This window comes from Polaromonas sp. UBA4122 (assembly GCA_002381615.1).
Taxonomy (GTDB): Bacteria; Pseudomonadota; Gammaproteobacteria; order Burkholderiales; family Burkholderiaceae_C; genus Polaromonas.
Genome location: DFWY01000101.1, coordinates 37,592 through 58,568, shown reverse-complemented (window position 1 = coordinate 58,568; position 20,977 = coordinate 37,592). Strand labels below are relative to the sequence as shown.

General features: G+C 60.8%; 18 protein-coding genes. 7 read left to right on the top strand and 11 right to left on the bottom strand.

Translation table 11 applies throughout. From position 1 onward, the window contains the following. The 5 genes from B3F77_RS13590 to B3F77_RS13575 all read right to left on the bottom strand — a co-directional run. The coding region (locus B3F77_RS13590; RefSeq protein ID WP_293605464.1) for an NTP transferase domain-containing protein at window positions 1–330 on the bottom strand (330 nt) is incomplete at its 3' end. After that, window positions 327–1,340 carry an XdhC family protein gene (locus tag B3F77_RS13585; RefSeq protein ID WP_293605463.1) on the bottom strand — a complete coding sequence of 338 codons (1,014 nt, stop codon included), beginning with the start codon at window positions 1,338–1,340 and terminating at the stop codon, window positions 327–329. The genes B3F77_RS13585 and B3F77_RS13590, both read right to left, overlap by 4 nt. Before the next feature lie 105 nt (window positions 1,341–1,445). Next, window positions 1,446–1,619 (bottom strand): DUF6632 domain-containing protein, encoded by a 174-nt coding sequence (locus B3F77_RS20790; protein WP_349678417.1) that lies wholly within the window; start codon window positions 1,617–1,619, stop codon window positions 1,446–1,448. A gap of 178 nt (window positions 1,620–1,797) precedes the next feature. Continuing rightward, window positions 1,798–3,666, bottom strand: a complete 1,869-nt coding sequence (locus B3F77_RS13580) for a potassium transporter Kup (protein WP_293605462.1) — start codon at window positions 3,664–3,666, stop codon at window positions 1,798–1,800. 185 nt (window positions 3,667–3,851) lie between these two features. Further along, window positions 3,852–4,796 carry a 1-phosphofructokinase family hexose kinase gene (locus B3F77_RS13575; protein ID WP_293605461.1) on the bottom strand — a complete coding sequence of 315 codons (945 nt, stop codon included), beginning with the start codon at window positions 4,794–4,796 and terminating at the stop codon, window positions 3,852–3,854. A gap of 442 nt (window positions 4,797–5,238) precedes the next feature. Here B3F77_RS13575 and ycaO point away from each other — a divergent pair, with 442 nt between their 5' ends. The 4 genes from ycaO (at window position 5,239) to B3F77_RS13555 (ending at window position 9,944) form a co-directional block, all read left to right on the top strand. Continuing rightward, a complete protein-coding gene (gene ycaO, locus B3F77_RS13570; protein WP_293605460.1) occupies window positions 5,239–6,978 on the top strand; it encodes a 30S ribosomal protein S12 methylthiotransferase accessory factor YcaO in 1,740 nt (579 codons plus the stop codon). After that, window positions 6,975–7,850, top strand: a complete 876-nt coding sequence (locus B3F77_RS13565) for a PA4780 family RIO1-like protein kinase (RefSeq protein WP_293605459.1) — start codon at window positions 6,975–6,977, stop codon at window positions 7,848–7,850. Before ycaO ends, B3F77_RS13565 begins: the two co-directional genes overlap by 4 nt. 520 nt (window positions 7,851–8,370) lie before the next feature. After that, complete coding sequence (locus B3F77_RS13560) at window positions 8,371–9,021, top strand: c-type cytochrome (protein ID WP_293605466.1); 651 nt, start codon at window positions 8,371–8,373, stop codon at window positions 9,019–9,021. Next, the gene (locus B3F77_RS13555) at window positions 9,018–9,944 is read left to right on the top strand and encodes a c-type cytochrome (RefSeq protein WP_293605458.1); all 927 of its coding nucleotides are present in this window, start codon (window positions 9,018–9,020) and stop codon (window positions 9,942–9,944) included. The genes B3F77_RS13560 and B3F77_RS13555 overlap by 4 nt, the downstream gene beginning before the upstream one ends. 264 nt (window positions 9,945–10,208) lie before the next feature. Here B3F77_RS13555 and B3F77_RS13550 read toward each other — a convergent pair whose 3' ends face one another. The 6 genes from B3F77_RS13550 to B3F77_RS13525 form a co-directional block, all read right to left on the bottom strand. Beyond that, window positions 10,209–10,745 (bottom strand): flavin reductase family protein, encoded by a 537-nt coding sequence (locus B3F77_RS13550; RefSeq protein ID WP_293605457.1) that lies wholly within the window; start codon window positions 10,743–10,745, stop codon window positions 10,209–10,211. A 210-nt stretch (window positions 10,746–10,955) separates the two neighbouring features. Beyond that, window positions 10,956–11,342, bottom strand: a complete 387-nt coding sequence (locus tag B3F77_RS13545) for a response regulator (protein WP_293605456.1) — start codon at window positions 11,340–11,342, stop codon at window positions 10,956–10,958. A gap of 3 nt (window positions 11,343–11,345) precedes the next feature. Continuing rightward, window positions 11,346–14,609 (bottom strand): PAS domain S-box protein, encoded by a 3,264-nt coding sequence (locus tag B3F77_RS13540; RefSeq protein ID WP_293605455.1) that lies wholly within the window; start codon window positions 14,607–14,609, stop codon window positions 11,346–11,348. Between the two features lie 27 nt (window positions 14,610–14,636). Continuing rightward, window positions 14,637–14,993 carry an Hpt domain-containing protein gene (locus B3F77_RS13535; RefSeq protein ID WP_293605454.1) on the bottom strand — a complete coding sequence of 119 codons (357 nt, stop codon included), beginning with the start codon at window positions 14,991–14,993 and terminating at the stop codon, window positions 14,637–14,639. 218 nt (window positions 14,994–15,211) lie between these two features. Then, window positions 15,212–16,363 carry an HPP family protein gene (locus tag B3F77_RS13530; protein ID WP_293605465.1) on the bottom strand — a complete coding sequence of 384 codons (1,152 nt, stop codon included), beginning with the start codon at window positions 16,361–16,363 and terminating at the stop codon, window positions 15,212–15,214. A gap of 158 nt (window positions 16,364–16,521) precedes the next feature. Then, window positions 16,522–17,364, bottom strand: a complete 843-nt coding sequence (locus B3F77_RS13525) for a M48 family metallopeptidase (protein WP_293605453.1) — start codon at window positions 17,362–17,364, stop codon at window positions 16,522–16,524. A gap of 31 nt (window positions 17,365–17,395) precedes the next feature. Between B3F77_RS13525 and B3F77_RS13520 the strand changes: the two genes are divergently transcribed. The 3 genes from B3F77_RS13520 to B3F77_RS13510 all read left to right on the top strand — a co-directional run bounded on the left by B3F77_RS13520 (window position 17,396) and on the right by B3F77_RS13510 (window position 20,954). Further along, the gene (locus B3F77_RS13520) at window positions 17,396–18,787 is read left to right on the top strand and encodes an AmpG family muropeptide MFS transporter (protein ID WP_414703012.1); all 1,392 of its coding nucleotides are present in this window, start codon (window positions 17,396–17,398) and stop codon (window positions 18,785–18,787) included. A 197-nt stretch (window positions 18,788–18,984) separates the two neighbouring features. Continuing rightward, complete coding sequence (locus B3F77_RS13515; protein ID WP_293605451.1) at window positions 18,985–19,704, top strand: response regulator transcription factor; 720 nt, start codon at window positions 18,985–18,987, stop codon at window positions 19,702–19,704. A gap of 8 nt (window positions 19,705–19,712) precedes the next feature. Next, the gene (locus tag B3F77_RS13510) at window positions 19,713–20,954 is read left to right on the top strand and encodes a HAMP domain-containing sensor histidine kinase (RefSeq protein WP_293605450.1); all 1,242 of its coding nucleotides are present in this window, start codon (window positions 19,713–19,715) and stop codon (window positions 20,952–20,954) included. Window positions 20,955–20,977 lie beyond the last annotated feature (23 nt).

Below are 20,977 nucleotides of genomic sequence, written 5' to 3'. Positions count from 1 at the left end.
CGCCACATCGTGACCATTCAGTGCCGCCGCAACAGCACGCAGGGTGTCACTCTGAATCAGGGGCAAATCACCCGGCAGAATCAGCCAGGCAGTGGCCTGCGGTGTGGACTGCAATGTCGTCCGCACCGCGGCTGCAATCGAGTCGCCCATGCCGGGATGGCCGCCGTCTTCAAGATGCCACGGCAGGCCACTGGCTCGCACGGCATCCAGCGTGTGTTGCAGCACCGTCTTGCCCGCCAGCCGTGCCTGCAGTTTGTGGGTGGTGCCGCCCGACGCTGCAAAACGCTCGCCGCGCCCGGAGGCCAGAACAATGACGGTGGGCAAACTCAAATCAGCGCACCGCCCGCAGTGGTCGTTGCCGCTGCCGCAGCCACCACATTTTTGACCTGCACGATCTCGGCCATGATGGAGATCGCAATCTCGGCCGGCGTTTTGGCACCCAGCGCCAGACCCACCGGGCCGTGCAATCGGACCAGCTCTTCAGCGCTCAAATCGAAGTGCTTCGCCAGTCGCTCCTTGCGGGCGTCCTGGTTGCGTCGCGACCCCAAGGCGCCTACATAGAAAGCACTTGACTGGAGCGCTTCGAGCAATGCCATGTCGTCGAGTTTTGGGTCGTGCGTGAGGGCCACTATTGCCGTGTGGGCATCGGGCACCAGCTCGCGCACCACATCGTCGGGCATGCCTTCGACGCGCCGAATGCCAGGCACACCGGTCGCCAGGGTGGCAGCATATTCCTCCCGCGGGTCGCACACCAGCACTTCAAAATCGAGCATGAGCGCCATCTGCGCCACGGCCTGCGACAACTGGCCGGCGCCAATCAACAGCAAGCGCCATTTTGGGCCAAACACGGTGGTCAGCGTGCTGCCGTCGAAGTGCATGGACTGACCCCGCACCGCATCCGACAGCTGCACCGCGCCAGTGGCCAAGGTGAGCGTGCGCGCCACCAGCTGATGGTCCGCCGTGCGCGCCAGCAATTGCGCCACCCAGGTGGTGTCCAGCAAGGGCTCCTGCACCAGCCGCAGGGTACCGCCGCAGGGCAAGCCGAAACGGGTCGCTTCCTCCTTGCTGACACCGTAGGCGATCATGGCAGGCTTATCCAATGCGGGCATGCCACCGCCGACAGATTTGAAGCCCGCCTTGATGCGGGCAATCAAATCGTCTTCGACGCAGCCACCTGATACTGAACCACTCACCACCCCGTCGTCACGCACCGCAAGCAGGGCGCCCGGTGGCCGCGGCGCGCTACCCCAGGTTTGGACGACGGTGACCAGCGTGACCGCGTGCCCAGCGCTTTGCCAGTTCAGCGCATCACCCAGGACTCTGAGATCAAGACTTTCCATCAATCCACCTTTGTCTCTTGAGTTTATTGCTCCAATTTATGTACAGTTCCCTTGGATCGGTTCTTTCCGGTCAAATCGTCAACTATTTATATGGCGATATGGGTTTTAATTATTGACCAAATGGTGATTGCGTGCCGCAATTAGCAGCAAGATGCCAAGAGTCGCGTATATGGCAACGATCAACTCGAGGTGCTCGGATCGACCACTGTGCCAAGACCAACGTGACTGCCAAAGGACCGTAAGGTGATAGATGCCGAAGATGCAGATAACACCGGTCATACGAAGAGTCAACGGTTCTGTCATTAACCGGAATTCGAAAAAATTGACCCCTACAGGTAGTAGTGTGCTCCCGCCGATCGTGATTTGACCATCCAAAGTAGATTGCGCCGATTCAGAACTGACCAGGGGTACTCAATAGTCAACTGGCGCCAACAGCCCCTGGACGTCCTGACAAGTATCAAATTTCAATCTTCGAGCCCAATTCAACGACTGCATTGTTTGGCAAGTGCAGGAAGCTGGCGGCACCACTTGCGCTGTGGTGCATTTGGGCAAATATCTTTTCCCGCCATGGCGCCATTTCATCGCCAATGGTCGGAACTACGATATCGCGCGACAGGAAATAGCTCGTTTTCATGGGATCCAGCTCGCAACCCTGACTGGTAATTTGCTGAAGCGCTCGCGGCACATCGGGATCGTCCATGAAACCAAAGTTCAGGATGACCTGCCAGCAATCGTGTCCCAGTGGGGTGATCTCGACTTGCCTGTTCGCGGGGATTCGCGGGACCTCTTGGCTTTGAACCGTGAGAAACAAATTGTTCTCGTGGAGCACCTTGTTGTGCTTGAGGTTGTGCAGCAATGCGTTTGGCACGACACCCGCTTCTGCCGTCATGAACACGGCAGTACCTGGAACGCGCACTGGAGGGTAAGCCAAAACACTTTCAAGAAATGGCTTGAGATCCAGAGCATCCTTGCGCAATTTGGCCGAAAGAAGGCTCCGTCCGTCTTTCCAGGTGACGAGAATCACAAACAGGGCGGCCGCCATCAGCAGAGGAAACCAGCCACCGTCTGCAATCTTGAGCAGATTGGATGCAAAAAACGAAACATCGACAACAAAAAAGAAGCCCGTCGCGGCAAGGCATAGATAGAGCGGCATACCCCAGCCGTAGCGGATGACGAAGAACGTCAGGACCGTGGTGATCACCATCACCAAACTCACCGAAATCCCGTAAGCCGCAGCAAGCGCGGTAGACGAGCCGAAGATGCCAACGGCCAAGACCACGCCAAGGAGTAATGCAAAATTCACGGCCGGAACATAAATCTGGCCGGTGTCGTACTCGGAGGTGTGAAGAATGGACAGTCGCGGCAAGTATCCGAGCTGGATCGTCTGCTTGGCGGCGGAAAAAGCCCCGGAAATCAGTGCTTGGGACGCAATCACCGTGGCGGCAGTTGCAAGGACAACCATCGGGATGGTTGCCCAGTCAGGCATCATCAAGAAAAACGGGTTCCCGACGGACTTCGAATTGACCAACACAAGGGCACCCTGCCCGAAGTAGTTCAATATTAATGACGGCATCACCAGAGTAAACCAAGCCACACGAATAGGCGATTTGCCAAAGTGGCCCATATCTGCATAGAGCGCTTCTGCCCCAGTTACGCAAAGAAATACGGCACCCAGGGTGACGAACGCAACTTGGTAATGCTCTACACCAAAATGCAATGCGTAGTAAGGTGAGGCTGCCTTGAGCACTGCGGGATGGTTGATGATGGGCACCAGCCCCATCAGGCCAATAGCGACAAACCAGACAACCATGATCGGTCCGAAAAACTTTCCAAGTTGATCTGTCCCGCGCCTTTGAACCATGAAAAGCAGGACCAACACAGTCAAGGTTATCGGCAGGACATAGGGCTTGGCTGTCGGGGTCACGATCTCCAGGCCTTCCACTGCGGACAACACGGATATGGCGGGTGTGATCACGCCATCCCCAAAGAACAGCGCCACGCCAAACACCCCGCAAATCATGAGTGTCCGCCTGAGTCTGGGGTTGTCCTTGACCGACTGGGAAGCCAGTGCAAGGAGCGCCATCAACCCTCCTTCGCCATGGTTGTCCGCTCGCATAATGAGGACGACGTATTTGATCGATACGATCACTGTCAGCGTCCAGAAGAACAGGGACAGGACGCCTAAGACGTTATCCGGGGTGACGGGAACGTGCCCGCTGGCAAAAACCTCTTTGAATGCATAGAGCGGTGAGGTGCCAATATCGCCATAAACGACCCCTACGGCGCCAAGGGTGAGGGCGGCAAGCGATGACTGAGTATTCTTCATCGGAGGATCTGGTTCAAATAATTGTTGAGGAGAAGTGGGGCGCAAATCTGATCCGCGCGACAAAGGCAGGCCCCTGGCATTATGCTGTGCTGATGACGTTCGAGGTGGGTGAGCAGTACCGGCGCAACATGTAGCGTCCTGCGCGGCAAGACCATGAAGCAGCGCGAGGCTTGCGGGTCATCGGCTCAGGCTGGCGCGACGGTTACCTCGTTGTGGAGCCGTTCCACATCCGCCGCCTGGCCCAGCGCGGTTCCCGCAGTGAGCATGGCGGCTGCGCCTGCCGCCATGCCATAGCGGAACGCCTGCTCAAGATCGGCATTTCGATTCAACGCCCAGATCAGGCCGCCGACAAAGCTGTCGCCGGCACCAATGGAACTTTCCACCTTCACCGGCACGCTCTGGGCACGTAGCGTTCTGTCCGCGGTGACAAGCAGTGCGCCGTCCTCGCCCAGAGACAGTGCCACGACCTGCGCCTGTCCATCCTTGATGATCTGCCGTGCAGCCTCGCGCCACTGCGGCTCGGTGGTCAGCGGCCGGCCGGTCAGGTCGCGCAACTCCCGCAGGCTTGGCTTCACCAGATACACCCCTTCTGCCAGCGCTGCTGCCAGCGCCGGACCTGACGTATCCACCACCACAAGGCTGCCGCGCGCGCGCGCCAGCCTTGCCAGTCGCGCGTAAAAGTCGTCAGGCACACCGGGCGGCAGGCTGCCACTGGCCACCAGATAACGGGGAGGCACTTCGAGTACGCTCACGTACTCCAGGCAGGCCTCCCACTCCAGTGGCGTCAATGCAGGCCCGGGCAACACAAAGCGAAAGTCACGCCCGCTAGACACTTCGTGGACAGAAAAGCTCTCACGCGTCTCATCTGCAATAGCGACACAATGGCTGCGCACCTGCTCCTGGTCGAGCATCTGTCGCAGCAACTGCCCTTTCGCTCCCCCAGCCGGGTAAAGCGCGAGACAGTCGCCGCCCAGCCGCTGCACGACGCGGGCCACGTTGATCCCGCCACCCCCAGGGTGAAGTTTCGCGGCAGTGCATCTGAGTTTGTGCGTGTCCGTTACCTTGTCGGTCGACGTTGACACGTCCAGGGCTGGATTCATGGTGACGGTCAGGATGTCGGTCTTGGTCATGGTCGGATCTCGTTTGCCCTACATCGTACTGCCTGGCGGCAGATTGAGCACCCCGCCTCAAACCATTAGAGATGTCTATATAACGGCCAGAAGCCGACATTCAGCAAAAGGCCCGATAGCGGCAAACTACAACGGCACCCCAATTCATCGCCCGCCCGATGAGGTAGAAATCACCGCGATCCGTGCGCAAGGTGCTGGCGGCCGCCTAAGCCCTCGCACTGCATGGGGGCATGCCGAGTAAGGCGCCGATGCGAGATAATCACAAGCTTCACCTCAGTCCGGGCGCCGTCGTCCCCGGTTGCCGACCCCGCATCACCGATAACGAACTGCCGATATCGACCACCACGGGGTCGCCAAGCCACCGGCGGCCCTTTACGGGTAAACGTCCCCAGCGGCGCTGGCAGGCATTTCTCTCCCCATACAGCACTCAGCAGGACTACCCATGCAATCAGAAAGCTTCATCGTCGGCAAGGATGCCTCGCTTGAATCCTCGATCAACACCATGCAGGCCAAGCTGGAGGCCCTTGGCTTTCACGTTGAGGAACGTTCGTGGCTCAACCCCATCGATGGCATCTGGTCGGTGCACGTGCGCGACCGGGACTGCCCGCTGATGTTCACCAACGGCAAGGGCGCCTCCAAACTGGCGTCGCTGGCCAGCGCGCTCGGCGAATTTTTTGAACGCCTGTCTTGCAACTACTTCTGGAACCACTACTACCTCGGCCAGCCATACGCCGAGGGCGGCGCGGGTCGCAGTTTCGTGCACTATCCGCAGGAGCAGTGGTTTGCGCCCGGGGCGGGCGGCGCATGGCCGCGCGCCCTGCTAACGCCCGAACTGCAGCAGTTCTACAACCCCAAGGGCAGCATCCACGCCAGCACCCTGGTCGATTTCAACTCGGGCAACATGGAGCGCGGAATCTGCGCCCTTCCCTACGTGCGCCAGCGTGACGAGGCCGTGATCCACTTCCCGGTCAACGTCATTGGCAACCTGTATGTCAGCAACGGCATGTCGGCCGGCAATACGCAGGCTGAGGCGCGAACGCAGGCGCTGTCGGAAATTTTTGAGCGCCACATCAAGTTCCGCATCATCAGCGAGGGGCTTTGCCTGCCTGACGTGCCGCAAGACGTCATCAATCGTTATCCGCGCATCGCGGCCGGCATCCAAGGCCTGCGTGACGCCGGCTTCGGCATTCTGGTGAAAGACGCCTCGCTGGGCGGCCAATACCCGGTGATGAACGTGACCCTGCTCAATTCACAGGACCAGGGCTGCTTCTCCAGCTTCGGTGCCCATCCGCGCTTCGAAATTGCACTGGAACGCGCGCTGACCGAGTTGCTGCAGGGGCGGGCGCTTGACGCGCTGGCTGGCTTTCCGGAACCCGGTTTCGACCTCGAAGAAATCGCCAGTTCGCCGAACATCGAAATCCACTTTGTGGACTCCAGCGGCATCATCAGCTGGAACTTCCTCGGCGACAAACCGGATTTCGCATTCCACGACTGGAACTTCAGCACCACCACCGCCGAAGACTATGCCTGGCTGGTCGAATGCATTCACGCCAGCGGCCACGACATCTACGTTGCAGACTTCACCCATCTGGGCGTCTATGCCTGCCGCATTATTGTTCCCGGCATGTCGGAGATCTACCCGATCGACGAACTCGAATGGGAGAACAACAGCGTTGCCAACAGCATCCGCGAAGCCATCCTGCACCTGCCCGAACTCGACAACGAAGAATGCAGCGATCTACTCGACACGCTCAATGAAAGCGGCCTCACCGACGAGCGCCTGGTCGCGGCCCTGATCGGCCTAGCACCCGGCGACGACGCGTTCTGGAAAGACCTGCGCGTGGGCGAACTGAAAACCCTGCTGGCGTTGGCGTTCGATAACGAAGAAGCCATCGGCGAAGGATGCGAATGGATTCGCCATTTCGGACAAATCAATGCCGATCGCCGCCGCGTGTACCGCTGCATCGAAAGCCTGCGGAAGCTCGACGATGCTGCGCCTTACGCCGCCACCCTGCAAAACCTCTACGGTGCCGAAACGCTGCGCCAGGCCAAAGCCCTTCTCAAAGGCGAGCTGCGCTTTTTCGGCCAGCCCGCGCTCGGGCTGAACCTGGCCGACTGCGACATGCACCAACGCCTTCTCACCGCCTATGGCAAGCTGCACAAGAGCGAACAGAAGGCATGAAAACCCCGAGCAGAATCGAGCCACTGGTGGCCGATGGCCTGGTCGACAAGGTCATCCGTCAGCTCATGAGCGGCAAGGAAGCCATGGTGTATGTCGTCCAGTGTGGCGATGAGGTGCTTTGCGCCAAGGTTTACAAAGAAGCCAACAAGCGAAGCTTCCGTCAGGCCGTCGATTACACCGAAGGCCGCAAGATCAAGAACAGCCGCCAGGCCCGCGCCATGGCCAAGGGCTCACGCTACGGGCGCCAGGAGCAGGAGGCCGCCTGGCAGCATGCCGAGGTCGATGCGCTGCACCGCCTTGCGGCCGCAGGCGTTCGCGTGCCAACGCCGTACAACTTCCACGAAGGCGTGCTGCTGATGGAGCTGGTGACCGATGAAAACGGCTCACCTGCGCCGCGGCTCAACGACGTCGTCCTGAGCGGAGACGAAGCCCGGCGCTACCACGCTGTTCTGATCCGGCAGGTCGTCCGCATGCTCTGCGCCGGCATCGTGCATGGTGATCTCTCCGAGTACAACGTGCTGATTGACAGCGATGGGCCGGTGATCATCGACCTGCCGCAGGCGATCGACGCAGCAGCCAACAACAATGCCAGCCGAATGCTCGAGCGCGACGTTGATAACCTCGCCACTTACTTCGGCCAGTTCGCCCCGGAACTTCTGCGCACCGACTACGGCAAGGAAATCTGGTCGCTTTACGAAACCGGTGCGCTGCAGCCGGAGAGCGAACTTACCGGGCACTTCAAGCGTAACGAAAAGCTCGCCGACCTCAACGGCGTGATGCGGGTCATCGACGCAGCGCGCGACGAAGACGCCGCACGGCGGGCGCGCAAGGATGGCGTCAACGCCGAAGGCAAATGGCCGAAAGCGAAATAGTCGGGCCTCCTTGGACGGCGTACGATAAAGCTGCGCAGCGCCCATGAACTTCGACGTTTGAGCATCTGCTCCGTGGAAAATAGAAGGACGGTTTTGGGTCGTGAGGTGCCACCCCGACTGCCTATTTTTCGAGCATGATCGGCAAGCCCACGGCTGGCACCAAATTTCTGAGTTATTCAGGCATTTATCCACAGCGTAGGCCACCGTGCGTGGGTGCAACCTTTTGCCGCAGGGTAAGCTCGCAGACCGATACCTCATGCGATGCGTTGCGCGCAATCGCTGCTGGGGACATCACCCGTCGATCGGGCCGGTGTCTCAGACTGAGGCTTGCAACATGACGATCAATGCTCTATCAAGCTATCAAGATGCCGTCCTACGAGCGCTCATGAGGCTTTACGCTAATGTCGCCATACCAGCAGCAGCTGGATGGATTCATTCAATATGGAGAGGCCAGATGCCTGAATTTGCTCGGCGCGCTTCCGCGTCCAGGACGATGCACCGGACGCTTGGCGCGCTCTTGATGATGTGCGGGATAGGCAGCGCCTTCGCGCTGGATGTTCCTATGAGCATGGCTCAAACCATAGCGACGAAAGGGACGACCCAAGGTGTCCCCGCATGCGTCGCCTGCCACGGCGCCAAGGGCGAAGGGAACGGCGCGGCAGGCTTCCCCCGTCTCGCCGGTCTCGGCCAAAGCTATCTTCTCGAACAGTTGAATGCGTTCGCCGCCAGCACTCGGCAGAACGCTGTGATGCAGCCAATCGCAAAGGCGCTCACGGATGCCCAGCGACAAGCAATGGCTGCGTTCTTTAGCGCCTTGCCGTCGACGGTCACGGCCGCTCGCGTCCCCGAGGCCAGCCATGCGGACACGGGTGCTTGGCTTGCCACGCGTGGGCGCTGGACCGATGGCCTTCCCGCTTGCATCCAGTGCCACGGACCCGCCGGTCTTGGCGTCGGAGAAAGCTTCCCTCCGCTGGCAGGACAGCCCGCCGCCTATATCGCCGGTCAACTCAGGGGATGGAAACACGGCCTGCGACCGCCGGGGCCATTGACGCTCATGGTACTGATTGCCGACAAGCTCTCTGACGCCGAGATCAGCGCGCTGGCCGACTATTTCGCCAGCCTGCCAACCGCCGGCAGTCGGCGTCCCAAGACCGAAGGAGCCAAGCCATGAACTACCCCCGGCTCCGTCTCCCATTCGCCATGCTTTCCCTCGTCTTCCTGATGGCCTCCATCGGAGGCGCCGCCGAGACAGCAGCAGCGGCGCAGCCAGCGACGCCTGTGGACGCAACAGTGACATCGGCTGCGAAGCCTTTCAAGCCGCCCCCCGAAGCCAGCCTTGCTGACGACGAGTTTGGCAAAGTAGTTCTACAAGGTGAGCGAATATTCACACGCACCCGTGAATTTGCTGGCAAGTTCGTCGGCAACTCTCTCAGGTGTGCAAATTGCCACTTGGATGCGGGCCGGCGCGCCGACTCGGCCCCTCTGTGGGGGGCATTCATTTCATACCCGGCCTACCGCGCCAAGGACGGCAAGATCAGCACGTTGGCCGAACGAATCCAGGGGTGCTTTCGCTACAGCATGAACGGCAAGGCTCCGCCTCTGGGCGATCCGGTGCTGGTCGCGCTTGAGTCATATTCCTACTGGCTCGCCAAAGGAGCGCCGGTCGGAACCAAAGTGCCAGGAAGTGGTTATCCCAAATTGCCCAAGCCGCCGCTGTCAGCAGACTATGCACGAGGTGAGCGTGTCTACACAGCCAATTGCGCCCTTTGCCACGGCGCAGACGGGCAAGGCCAGAGCAGCGCGGGACAGGTGACATTTCCACCGCTATGGGGCAAGAACTCTTTCAACTGGGGAGCTGGCATGCACCAGGTGGGCAACGCGGCCGGGTTCATCAAAGCGAACATGCCTTTGAGTCGCGGTGGAATGCTCAGCGATCAGGACGCGTGGGATGTTGCCATGTTCATGAACAGCCAGGACCGCCCTCAGGACCCGCGTTTTACCGGCTCCGTCGAAGCCACGCGAAAGAAATTCCACGACTCTCCCGATTCGATGTACGGGCAGATGGTCAACGGCCGGCTCCTGGGTGGTCACTAGTGTGGCGCTGCGAGATCTGAGGCACGGCGTGAGGCGGCGTCCAAGCTCCGATCAACACGGACCCCCCGCTCTGCGCGGGCCGGTTATGCGGCACGTTAAAAGCTGCTTTCGGTCAATCTGAAGACGTATCAGGGTCGCCTGAACCGGTCGACGGTCGAATCGCCGACGCCTAGAGCCAATTCCATGCCTGGTCCAAAATGCCAAGCGCATCATCGAGATAAAAATTCTCTTTTGTCTGGACCGAAACTCGTCGATCAGCTCAGGTCACTTCATCTTCGACGGCAGCTTGATCGTCTCGCCGGCCACGATGAAAACGCCCCGCCCCCGGTGATGAAGCGTGCGCGGTTCTTTGCAGGCCGGGTCGATCCACGCTTTGAGCACCTCGAGCACGAAGAAATTGTAGCGATTCATCAGCCGCGTATCGACCACCCGGCATTCCAGGTTGGCGTAGCACTCGGCGATCAGCGGCGCGCCGACCAGCGACGCCGGTTCCGGCGTCAGGCCGAAGGACTTGAACTTGTCCACGCGGCGGCCGGAGGTGTTGCCGCAGCCCACTACCTTCGCCGCCAGTTCCACCGTGGGAATGTTGAGTACGCATTGACGCGTCGCCTTGAGCGCATCGAAGCTGAAGTCGCGGTTGCTGACGACGCAACCCACCAGCGGCGGCTCGAACTCCATCATTGTGTGCCACGACATCGTCATGACGTTGGCCGCGCCTTTGTGCGCGGTGGTGAGCAGCACCACCGGTCCCGGCTCGAGCAGACCGTAGACCTTGGACAGGGGAAACGAGCGCTTAGCCATTCTGAAGCCTCCATTCGCTGCGTTGCAACGGATTTGCCTCTGCGGCCTTGACCGCCCGGCAGTTTCCAGTTTCTGTACCCAACATTGTGACATGTTCGCACGACCCTGTATGGACCTGGTCACTATAAAATCAATAGCTACTTACATCCGTCCCATAAGGGCTATCGTCACTTTTAACCCTTAAACAGCGACAAACTCAAGCGCCAAACATCAAATCTGCGCCGCCCAGATACGCTGAATCTGCGCAGAAAGCTCCATCGGGTCAAAGGGCTTGGGAATCACTTCCAGCGCGCCCAGGCCCTTGTATACCGTCACTTCTGCGGCCTGCACCTTGGCCGTCATGAAGATCACCGGCGTCTGGGCTGTGGCAGGTAGCGCACGCAAAGCCTTGAGCGTGTTGGGCCCGTCCATGCCGGGCATCATGACGTCCAGTAGCAACAGATCGGCCTGGGCCTGCGGTGCGGCACTCAGCGCTTCCTGACCGGAGGCGCAGGCGATCACGACGAAACCTCCCACGGCTTCCAGGGCCATCTGCGCCACGGCGCGGATGTCCGGTTCGTCTTCAACATAAAGAATGCGATTCAAGGGTGCGGGCATGGGTCAACTCAGGGTTTGGGGACGGGTGGGGCCAGGGTCTCCGGGAATCTGAAGAATCCGCTGGATGGTATTTAACAGCTCGGTATTGGAAGTATGGGCTTTGAGCAGGACCGCTTCGGCCCGCTGGCCGTCGGCCGGATCCACATCGCTGGCCGAAAACACGATCACCGGCGGCCGTGGATCGAGCGCATCGATATCAGCCACGAGATCCCAGCCCGAATCCTCGCCCAACGCGAGGTCCAGCAGCACCAGGTCAAACCGGTGCTCGCGCAGCCGGGCTCGGGCTTGGTCCAGCGTGGCCGCAAATTCGAAGTCTGCAAAATCCTGGACAATCGCTTCGGTGATACGCTGGATGTCTGGATCGTCTTCCACATGCAGGATGCGCGGCTTGCCTGAATGCAGGCCGGCGACGGCCCGGCGAACGCTGAGGATCAGCAGGTTTTCGTCGATCGGCTTTTCAAGCCAGTCCGAGACTGTCAGCGGTTTGTGGTTGAACTGCAACCGCCCTGCTTCGGCCATGGCCGAGATCACCACGACGGGCAGGTGGCGTGTTCTTTCTTCGCCGCGCAGCGCACTGATGAAGGCGGCGCCGTGTTGGCCTGGCAGCTTCAGGTCCACCGTCACGGCATCGTAGTTGTTGCGCGTAAGGCATGTCAAAGCTTGAGCTGCACTATGCGCGATATCGACTTCAAACCCGGCTTTGCCCAGCATCATGCTGATGAGTCTCGCAACGTCGAGGTCGCCCTCGCAAATCAGGATGCGATGCCTGGGGGATGCAGCCCGCGCCCTGAAAGGCTGGCGCAGCGGCGCCGGGTCCCGCCATTCTGGCAACTCAAAGAAGAAGGTGGTGCCTGCACCCGCCTCGCTGCTAAAGCCGATCTGGCCGCCCATCTTCTCGATGAGGGCTCTGGAAATGTTGAGCCCGAGACCGGTCCCGCCTTTCTGCCGGCTATCGGAAGAATCCGCTTGAGAAAATTTCTGAAAGATCCTGCCGCGAAATTCCTCCGGAATACCGGGGCCGTGGTCCGCGACTTCGACTCGCACCTGTTGGCCCACGCGGGACACCTTCACCTCCACCGCACTCTCCGGCGGTGAAAACTTCACAGCATTGGACAGCAGATTGGTCAGCACCTGGGTCATGCGGTCGCTGTCAATGCGCACCTGCAGCGACGCATCGGGCGCCTGCAACAGCATCTTCACGCGGTGTTGGCCCGCGAAACCTTCATTGGCGGCCAGCGTCTGCTGGACCAGCTGCCTGATGTTGACGACCTGCAGGTCCAGGCGCATCTTGCCAGACTCGATTTTTTCGCTGTCCAGGATGTCGTTGATCAGCCGGATCAGGCGCTCGCAGTTGTTCTTGGCAATGCCCACCAGGCTCTTCACGGCCTCAGGCAGTTCACCGGCCACACCGCCCGCGATCAGTCCCAGCGAACCGCGGATCGAGGTCAGCGGTGTTCGCAACTCGTGGCTGACTGTTGAGACGAATTCTGTTTTCATGCGGTCAATGCGCTTGAGCTCGGTGATGTCGGTGCCCATCGAGAAAAAGCCGATGACCTTGCCTTCGTCCGCGCCCTCGCCATAGCGCGGGAAAAACTGAAAGGCGTAGCTTCTGAGCTTGCCCTGCGACGTCATCTGGTCGCGCTCGTAGTGCACGGCATAGCCGCTCAGCACTTCTTCAACCTTGTCCTGGACACCCCCGTAGGTTTGCGGGCCGAGCACTTCGACCAGGGTGTGGCCATTGATCTGCCCGAAGCTCAGGCCAAGAACCTCTTCGTAGGCCTTGTTGTGAAAGCGGAATCGTTGTTCCAGATCCAGGTAGGCAATCAGGGCCGGTACGGTGTCGGTGATCTGGCGCAACTGCAATTCACTGGCACGCAACGCCTCGGTAATGCGCTTGCGCTCGGTGATGTCGCGTATGCTGGCAATGAACTGACGACGCCCTCCCAGGAAAAACTCCGAAATTCGCAGGTCCATAGGAAAAACGCCGCCGTCACTGCGCAGCCCCTTCACCTCGCGACCGATTCCGATGATTTTCGCCTGACCGGTTTGAAGATAGCGCCCCAGGTAGCCATCGTGCTCGCTGTGGTAAGGCTCCGGCATCAGCATGGATACGTTCTTGCCGACGACTTCCTCGCTGCGGTAGCCGAACATGTGCTCGGCAGCCGGGTTGAACAGTTCAATCATGCCGACATCGGAGATGCTCACTAGGCCTTCATCCACATTGTCCAGCAGCGCCCGTTCGTGGCGTTCGCTGTCGCGCAAACTTGCACTCATCTTTTGGGCTTGCGCTTCCGAGCGAACCAGCCCGACCACCAGCGGAGTGAGCAGCCAACGCAGCAACAACAGCGCGAGGGCAAGCAGGCCGGCCAGAAGCGGAATCAGATAGCGCAGCTGGCTCCACACGGGCGCATACAGTTCGGCGCTGTCCATTTTCAGCACCATCCCCAGCCCAAGATCGCCAACCGGCGCGTAAGCCGCCGCCACCTCCTGGTTGCGATAATCGTGGGCGGTAATGAATCCGGTGTCGCCCTCCAAGGCATGCGTCATCGGCAATGACACGCCTTGTGGTGACCTTTTGGATAGCGTGAAGCTCTTGGGGTTGAGCGTCGTTGGGAAGCACTGCATGTTGAGGCCGAAGGGCGCGCACAGCGCCAGCTCTCCCGTTTCGCCCAGAAGGCTGGCATCCTTGAGCGCGCCCGTGGTGGCAGGCAGCGATGTTTCCGTAATGACCTTGCCAACAACACGTCCTGCCTGTTTCATGTCGGCCTCGGCATGCAGCAACAGTTGCCCATCCGACATTAATTGCACGCGCCCAGGCAGATTAAGCAGGACGGTCAGCACTGACTTTTGTGCAAAGGAGCCGGCATGCGCCAGCTCGCGTCCGTCTTTGTCAAGCAGCACAATGCCCGTAAGTCCGGTCTGGAGAAACGATTGAGCGATCGTGTTTAGCGCGCCCCGGGCAGGGCCCTCTTCCGCGTCTGCATTCACCCGTTGCATCTGATCCATCAGCGTAGGACGAGTGGCAATGAGCATCGTTCTGTCAAAACCGGCTCCAATTTCAGTCTGGCTTAGTTGCACGCGATTTTTCAGGGACATCTGCAGGCTTTTACCCAGAAGCTCCTTGGCATGACGCTCCATGACGAAAAAGACTGTTACGCCCGCCAGCAGAGTCACGACAATCAGAATCGCTCCAGCAACCAGACCAATTCGATGTTGATGAATTTTTGGATGTGGCATGTTTTTCAGGGTCGTATCGGTAGAGGACATGAGACGGTCTTGTTACAGGGTTAGGGGCTAGATGCCCTGAATTCCAGTCTCGCCAGACAGGCTGCGCTGGAGCGCTTCAACAGCCCGGCTCACTTCGCTCTGTGCCGTGGACGTCAAGGCGTGTGTAGTGCCCAGCAGCGGACTGACGGCCAGTTCCAGCACCCGTGCGGCGTCGCCCAGAGCGGCAAAGCCGAAGGTTGCGCCCGAGCCCGCCAGGCTGTGCGCACAGCGCTCCAGGCTTGCCAGCGCTTGCGCTGGCGCTTCGTCGTTCAGCACCTGGCGCCAGAGCGACTCAATTTGTACCAGCCGCTGGGGCAGCGAACTGCGGTAATCCGCACGCTGCGCTTCCAGAAATGCGAGAAAAGCCGGGTCTGTGGTGCTCATGACGGCAGGACGGTCGCTGCGGATTTCACACCGGGCGAGGCAACGCCGCCGCCGAAACGGATAGGGAATTTGTCGTCGGCCACTGGGGACGTAATCCTTGCAAAGGGCATATTGTTTTCCCCCCAGAAAACGGGGTAACACATGGCCCATCTTAAGGTGCAGGCACCACCGCGTGACAGTGTAGCGGTGCCAGCGATTCCGTGTGCTCCTTTTCAGCGTCACACGGCCGGGTCAGCGGCCCGCCCCAGTGCGGTCACCAAGTCGGACTGCGTAATCATGCCAACCAGGCGCTCGCCCTCCCCAATGATGGGAATGTGGTGATGGCCGGTGCTGCCAAACAGCGGCACCAGGTCCACGAGGTGGCGCTGCATGCCTGCCACGCGCACATTGCGCGTCATGATCTGGCCCACCACCTTGGGCTTGCTCGAGTAGGCGCTGCGGGTGCTGCGGAGCAGCTTTCGCAGCTTGTCGTCGAAGCCGTCGTACACATCGAGTTCGGCGGCACGCATGAAATCCGCCAGCGTGATGATGCCGGCAATGCGAAAGCTGCTGTCCACCACCGGCAGCGCCTTGATGGCGCGACCCCGCAGCAGCGCCCAGGCTTCCTGCAGGGTCGTGCCAAACTCCACGGTCACCAGATCACGCGACATGATGTCGGCACAGCGCACTTCGGCCAGCTTGCGGTCGTAGGCACGCAGCTGGGTCCCCGCCAGCAGGGTTTGAAGGTCGTCCCGGCTGACGTCCAGCACCTGGTTGTAACGCGCCAGTATGGCGTCCAGGTCCGCGTCCAGCTGCCGGGCCTTGCCGGATAACACCCCACTGGCAAGCGGCAGCTGAGTATGCGGATAGGACCTGCGTGTGGCGTTGTTGTAAGCGATGCCGGCGGCCACCAGCAACACTGAATTGAGCATCACGGGATAGAAGGCAAAAGCCGGATCTGATATGCCCCCCAGCACCATCATCAGTGCGGTTGCGCCGCCCGGCGGGTGCAGGCAGCGCAGGGCCAGCATCAGGGCAATGGCGGTGGCCACCGCGAGCCCGGCCGCCAAGTCAGGAAAGCCCAGCAAATGCGTGCCATGGACAACGGCAATGCCCACCAATGCCGACACGGTGTTGCCGCCCACAACGGACCAGGGTTGCGCCAGCGGGCTGGCAGGCACGGCAAACACCAGCACGGCACTGGCACCCAGCGGGGCCACCAGCCAGGGCAGGTTCAAGACCCCCGTGCCGCCAGCGAGGTGGCACAACAGTCCGGTCAGGAAGATGCCGATCAGCGAGCCCGTCACCAGACGCAGTCGCTCGCGGCTGTTGATGCCGGTCCGGGCGGGCCGGAAAGCGCGCCACCACGCCCGGCTGAAGAAGGCCGGCATGCGGCCACGATCGGTATTGCGGGAGTCGGGCCGGGAAGGAGTGGTCATAAGCGCGCGGGTTGCGGGAAACAATGCAGGCGGCCGCAAAAGCAGCACTTGTATTGTCCGCTATGCTGGCGGGAAACACCCCTACCCGGGTGTGGTGCCCCGACGCGGCTTCAGCTGCGTGCGCGCTGGTACAAGCCCTGGACCTTGGGAACGTTGGCCTGCAGCTGCTGGATGCGGTCGGGGCCGGAGGGGTGCGTGGACAGAAAGCTGGGGCCGTTGGCGCCCGCACCCGCCTGTTCCATTTTTTGCCACAGGCTGACCGAGGCCTGGGGGTTGTAGCCGCCGCGTGCGGCCAGCTCCAGCCCCACCAGGTCGGCGTCGGTTTCGTCTTCGCGGCTGAAGCGCAGCGTCAACAATTGCGTGCCGATACTGGCCGCCATATCGCCCAACTGACCCAGGCCCAGCAACTGCGCACCCAGCGACAGCAAGGTACCCGTACCCTGGCTTTTGGCGATGCGGGCGCGTGCATGCTCGCGCAGGGCATGCGCCATCTCGTGGCCCATGATCATGGCCGCTTCGTCGTCGGTGAGCTTGAGCTGCTCCAGAATGCCGGTGTAAAAAGCAATTTTTCCGCCCGGCATGCAAAAAGCGTTGATTTGCTTGCTGCCAATCAGGTTGACTTCCCAGTGCCATTGCCGGGCACGGTCATTCCATTGCGCGGTTTGGGGTATTAGCCGCGTGGCAATGCGGCGCAGCCGCTGCAACTGCGAGTTGCTTTGCGGCGCAAGTGCGCCCTTGGCCCGGGCCTGCGCCAGCAGCTTGGAATATTCCTGCGTGGCCGCGCCTTCGACCTCTTCAGCCGGCACCAGATTGCGCAATCCCGACGACCCGCCCACGTCGACTTGCGCCCGCAAAGGCATGGCCACGGCAGCAGCCGCCGCGCCGCCAGCCGCCAGCAGAAATGCGCGGCGGCCTGACCAGGCTGCGTGTTTGCCTTCGCATAAAAAGCACATGCGTGAATAATAGTCACAAATTGAAATGCCCATGTCAGACAAACCCCCCTCCTCCGAATTGCCGACCCCTGGCGCTGCCGGCGCCGCCAGCACCTCCTTGAGCCCTGCATCCAGCGCCAGGAAGAACCCCTGGCGCGATGTCTGGCATGTGTATACCGAGGCCGCAACACTGCGCATGCTGCTGCTGGGTTTTTCGGCTGGACTGCCGCTGCTGCTGGTGTTCGGCACGCTGAGCTTCTGGTTGCGCGAGGCCGGCATTGACCGCACCACCATTGGCTATCTGAGCTGGGTCGGCCTGGCCTACGGCTTCAAGTGGGTGTGGGCGCCGCTGGTCGACCGCTTGCCCATCCCGCTGCTCACACGCTGGCTCGGGCGTCGGCGCAGCTGGTTGCTGCTGTCGCAGACCATCATCATGACGGCACTGGTGGCCATGGCCCTGACCGACCCCAAGCTGGCCCTGCAACCCGTGGTGTGGTGTGCGCTGGCGGTGGCGTTTGGCTCGGCCACGCAAGACATTGCACTGGATGCCTACCGCATTGAATCGGCCGACCCGCAACGCCAGGCCGCACTCGCCGCCACCTATCAAACCGGTTACCGCATCGCGATGATCTGGGCGGGCGCCGGTGCCCTGTGGATTGCAGCGCGCTCCGAAGTGGTCGATGGCGCCGTATACCAGCACGGCGCGTGGCAAACCGCCTATCTGGTGATGGCCGCCTCCATGCTGCTCGGTATGGCGACGGTGCTCTTTTCGCCAGAACCCCTACGCCGCGAACTGCCACCGAGCAAAAATGCGGCCGACTGGCTCAAGAGTGCACTGATAGACCCGTTTGCCGATTTTTTGCGCCGCTATGGCAAGCAGGCCCTGCTGATCCTGGCGCTGATTGCGGTTTACCGCATCAGCGATGTCGTCATGGGCATCATGGCCAATCCGTTTTATGTGGACATGGGCTACACCAAGGATGAAGTGGCGGCCGTGACCAAGATCTTTGGCGTCATCATGACGCTGGTCGGCGCCTTTATGGGGGGTGCGCTGGCCATGCGCTTCGGCGTGATGCGCGTCCTGATGCTGGGCGCCGTACTCAGCGCTGCCAGCAACCTGCTGTTTGCCTGGCTGGGGACACGCGGGCATGATGTCAACGCGCTGATTCTGGTTATTTCAGCGGACAACCTTTCCAGCGGCATCGCCTCGGCGGCCTTCATTGCCTACTTGTCGAGCCTGACCAACGTCAACTATTCGGCCACCCAATACGCCCTCTTCAGTTCCATGATGCTGCTCTTGCCCAAGTTCCTGGCGGGTTATTCGGGCAAGTATGTGGACGCCTTTGGCTATAGCCACTTTTTCACTGCGACTGCCTTGCTGGGTTTGCCGGTGCTGCTGTTGGTATGGCTTGCTTCAAGGACAAAAGTGCCTCAAACCCAATAGATACGGGTGTGAACGGCTATCAATTAAATAGCGTTATTTAAACCTTGGCGGCCCAGCTCAAAAGAGTATGCTGCGACAAAACCACTGCGATTTACCGTAACTTTACGGTGGCTTCAAGCGGGATTATTGCGCTGCGCGCACCATGAATTTCATTGTGACTTTCCCAAAGGGACATCCCTGCAACCGAGGACCCGCCCATGACCCAACAGCTTTTAATGATCGAAGACGACGCCCGCCTGGCCGCCATGGTGGGTGAATATCTGCGCCAGTCAGGTTATGGCTTCACTCACGCTGGCGATGGCGCCAGCGGCCTCGCTGCGTTGGAGGCCAGTCCCCCCGATCTGGTCATTTTGGACCTGATGCTGCCCGACATGGATGGCCTGGAAATCTGCCGCCGCATCAAGGGCCAGGCCAGCGACTCCGCGCGCCCCGCCGTGCTGATGCTCACCGCCAAGGGCGACCCGATGGACCGCATCGTGGGTCTGGAAATTGGCGCGGACGATTACCTGCCCAAACCCTTTGAGCCGCGCGAACTGTTGGCACGCATTCGCGCGGTACTGCGCCGCGGCGGTGAAGCCGGTGGCGGCGACGCAGCAGGAGGTACCCACAAGGTCATGCGCTTTGGCTCGCTCGAAATCGATCGCGATGCGCGCACCGTGTCCGTCTCTGGCAACCCCTGCGAGCTAACCTCGTACCAGTTTGACCTGCTGGTGACACTGGCCGAGCGCGCGGGCCGGGTGCTCACCCGCGACCAGATCATGGAAGCCGTGCGCGGGCGCGAGCTTGAAGCGTTTGACCGCTCGATTGACGTGCACATGGGCCGCATCCGCAGCGCCATTGAGCTGGATGCCAAAGACCCCAAACGCATTCTCACGGTGCGTGGTGTGGGCTATGTTTTTGCGAAGCAGCAAGACTGACTCTCTTTATGTGGGCACGCTTTACCTCGCACCTGTACGTCCGCATCTGGCTCGCTGTGGTGGCGACCGTGATGGTGCTGACTTTTCTGGTGGGTGCTGCGTGGCGGCTGACCAGCGACCCGCCGCAACTGCCGATACGTGAAGTACTGATTCACAATGCCACGGGCGAAATCATCGGTATGGCGCAAACCAGGCCCGACCGCCAGATGGGCGAGGACCTGGAATTTGATGTTGTCACCCAAGACGGCCAGACCCTGAACCTGCTGCTGCCGCGGCCCAAACGTCCCCCCGGCAATCCCTGGATGCGGCCGCCGTTTGGTTTCAGTTTTGGCTGGATGCTGGGTCTTGTGGGGTTCGCCGTGGCGCTGGGGGCTTACCCCGTCATGCGTCGCCTGACGCTGCGGCTGGAGGCCCTGCAACGAGGCGTGGAACGCTGGGGTGCCGGCGACCTGTCTGCGCGTATCAATGCCGAGGGCCACGATGAGGTGGCTTTTCTGGCCAGGCGTTTCAACCACGCTGCCGAGCGGATTGAGACCCTGATGGAATCGCACAAATCCCTGCTGGCCAATGCCTCGCACGAGTTGCGCTCGCCGCTGGCCCGCATTCGCATGGGGCTTGAACTGATGGAGAACGATGCCCCCACGCTTGTCGCTTCGCGTACTGCGCTGGCCCCCGCTATTAACCGGCGAGTTGAAATTTTGCGGAGTATCAACGAGCTCGACCAGTTGATCGATGAAATTCTGCTGGCCAGCCGGCTCGATGCCCGGCAGGCTGACGCCGAGCCTTTTGAAACGCTGGACCTGACCGGGCTGGCCGCCGAGGAATGCTCGCGCGTCAATGCCGAACTGCAAGCCGAGCTGGGCATCGCCAGTACTGGCCACAGCCTGATGGTGCAAGGCTCTCCGCGGCTGCTGCGCCGGCTGATCCGCAACCTGCTGGAAAACGCCAGGCGCTACAGCAGCGGCGACATCAGCCTGGAGCTGGCGCAAATTCATGTGGGCATGAAGCAACTGGCCGTGATCAAGGTGCATGACCGCGGCCCGGGCGTCCCAGCCGGGCAGCGTGAGCGCATTTTTCAACCGTTTTACCGCTTGCCGGGCGCCAGCGAGCGTGAGGGCGGCGTCGGCTTGGGGCTGGCCCTGGTCAAATCCATCAGCCAGCGCCATGGCGGCACCGTCCGCTGCGAAGCCCGCCCCGGCGGCGGCGCCACCTTTATTGTCGAATTGCCGGCTGCAGATCAAAAATCGTAAGACAAATCAAGAAATTCTGCGAT

What these genes read in the sequence shown, in the direction of transcription:
- B3F77_RS13585 (WP_293605463.1), bottom strand. Translation starts at nt 1,340, where the DNA reads ATGGAAAGTCTTGATCTCAGAGTCCTGGGTGATGCGCTGAACTGGCAA.
- B3F77_RS20790 (WP_349678417.1), bottom strand. Translation starts at nt 1,619, where the DNA reads ATGACCGGTGTTATCTGCATCTTCGGCATCTATCACCTTACGGTCCTT.
- B3F77_RS13580 (WP_293605462.1), bottom strand. Translation starts at nt 3,666, where the DNA reads ATGAAGAATACTCAGTCATCGCTTGCCGCCCTCACCCTTGGCGCCGTA.
- B3F77_RS13575 (WP_293605461.1), bottom strand. Translation starts at nt 4,796, where the DNA reads ATGACCAAGACCGACATCCTGACCGTCACCATGAATCCAGCCCTGGAC.
- ycaO (WP_293605460.1), top strand. Translation starts at nt 5,239, where the DNA reads ATGCAATCAGAAAGCTTCATCGTCGGCAAGGATGCCTCGCTTGAATCC.
- B3F77_RS13565 (WP_293605459.1), top strand. Translation starts at nt 6,975, where the DNA reads ATGAAAACCCCGAGCAGAATCGAGCCACTGGTGGCCGATGGCCTGGTC.
- B3F77_RS13560 (WP_293605466.1), top strand. Translation starts at nt 8,371, where the DNA reads ATGATGTGCGGGATAGGCAGCGCCTTCGCGCTGGATGTTCCTATGAGC.
- B3F77_RS13555 (WP_293605458.1), top strand. Translation starts at nt 9,018, where the DNA reads ATGAACTACCCCCGGCTCCGTCTCCCATTCGCCATGCTTTCCCTCGTC.
- B3F77_RS13550 (WP_293605457.1), bottom strand. Translation starts at nt 10,745, where the DNA reads ATGGCTAAGCGCTCGTTTCCCCTGTCCAAGGTCTACGGTCTGCTCGAG.
- B3F77_RS13545 (WP_293605456.1), bottom strand. Translation starts at nt 11,342, where the DNA reads ATGCCCGCACCCTTGAATCGCATTCTTTATGTTGAAGACGAACCGGAC.
- B3F77_RS13540 (WP_293605455.1), bottom strand. Translation starts at nt 14,609, where the DNA reads ATGTCCTCTACCGATACGACCCTGAAAAACATGCCACATCCAAAAATT.
- B3F77_RS13535 (WP_293605454.1), bottom strand. Translation starts at nt 14,993, where the DNA reads ATGAGCACCACAGACCCGGCTTTTCTCGCATTTCTGGAAGCGCAGCGT.
- B3F77_RS13530 (WP_293605465.1), bottom strand. Translation starts at nt 16,363, where the DNA reads ATGCCGGCCTTCTTCAGCCGGGCGTGGTGGCGCGCTTTCCGGCCCGCC.
- B3F77_RS13525 (WP_293605453.1), bottom strand. Translation starts at nt 17,364, where the DNA reads ATGTGCTTTTTATGCGAAGGCAAACACGCAGCCTGGTCAGGCCGCCGC.
- B3F77_RS13520 (WP_414703012.1), top strand. Translation starts at nt 17,396, where the DNA reads ATGTCAGACAAACCCCCCTCCTCCGAATTGCCGACCCCTGGCGCTGCC.
- B3F77_RS13515 (WP_293605451.1), top strand. Translation starts at nt 18,985, where the DNA reads ATGACCCAACAGCTTTTAATGATCGAAGACGACGCCCGCCTGGCCGCC.
- B3F77_RS13510 (WP_293605450.1), top strand. Translation starts at nt 19,713, where the DNA reads ATGTGGGCACGCTTTACCTCGCACCTGTACGTCCGCATCTGGCTCGCT.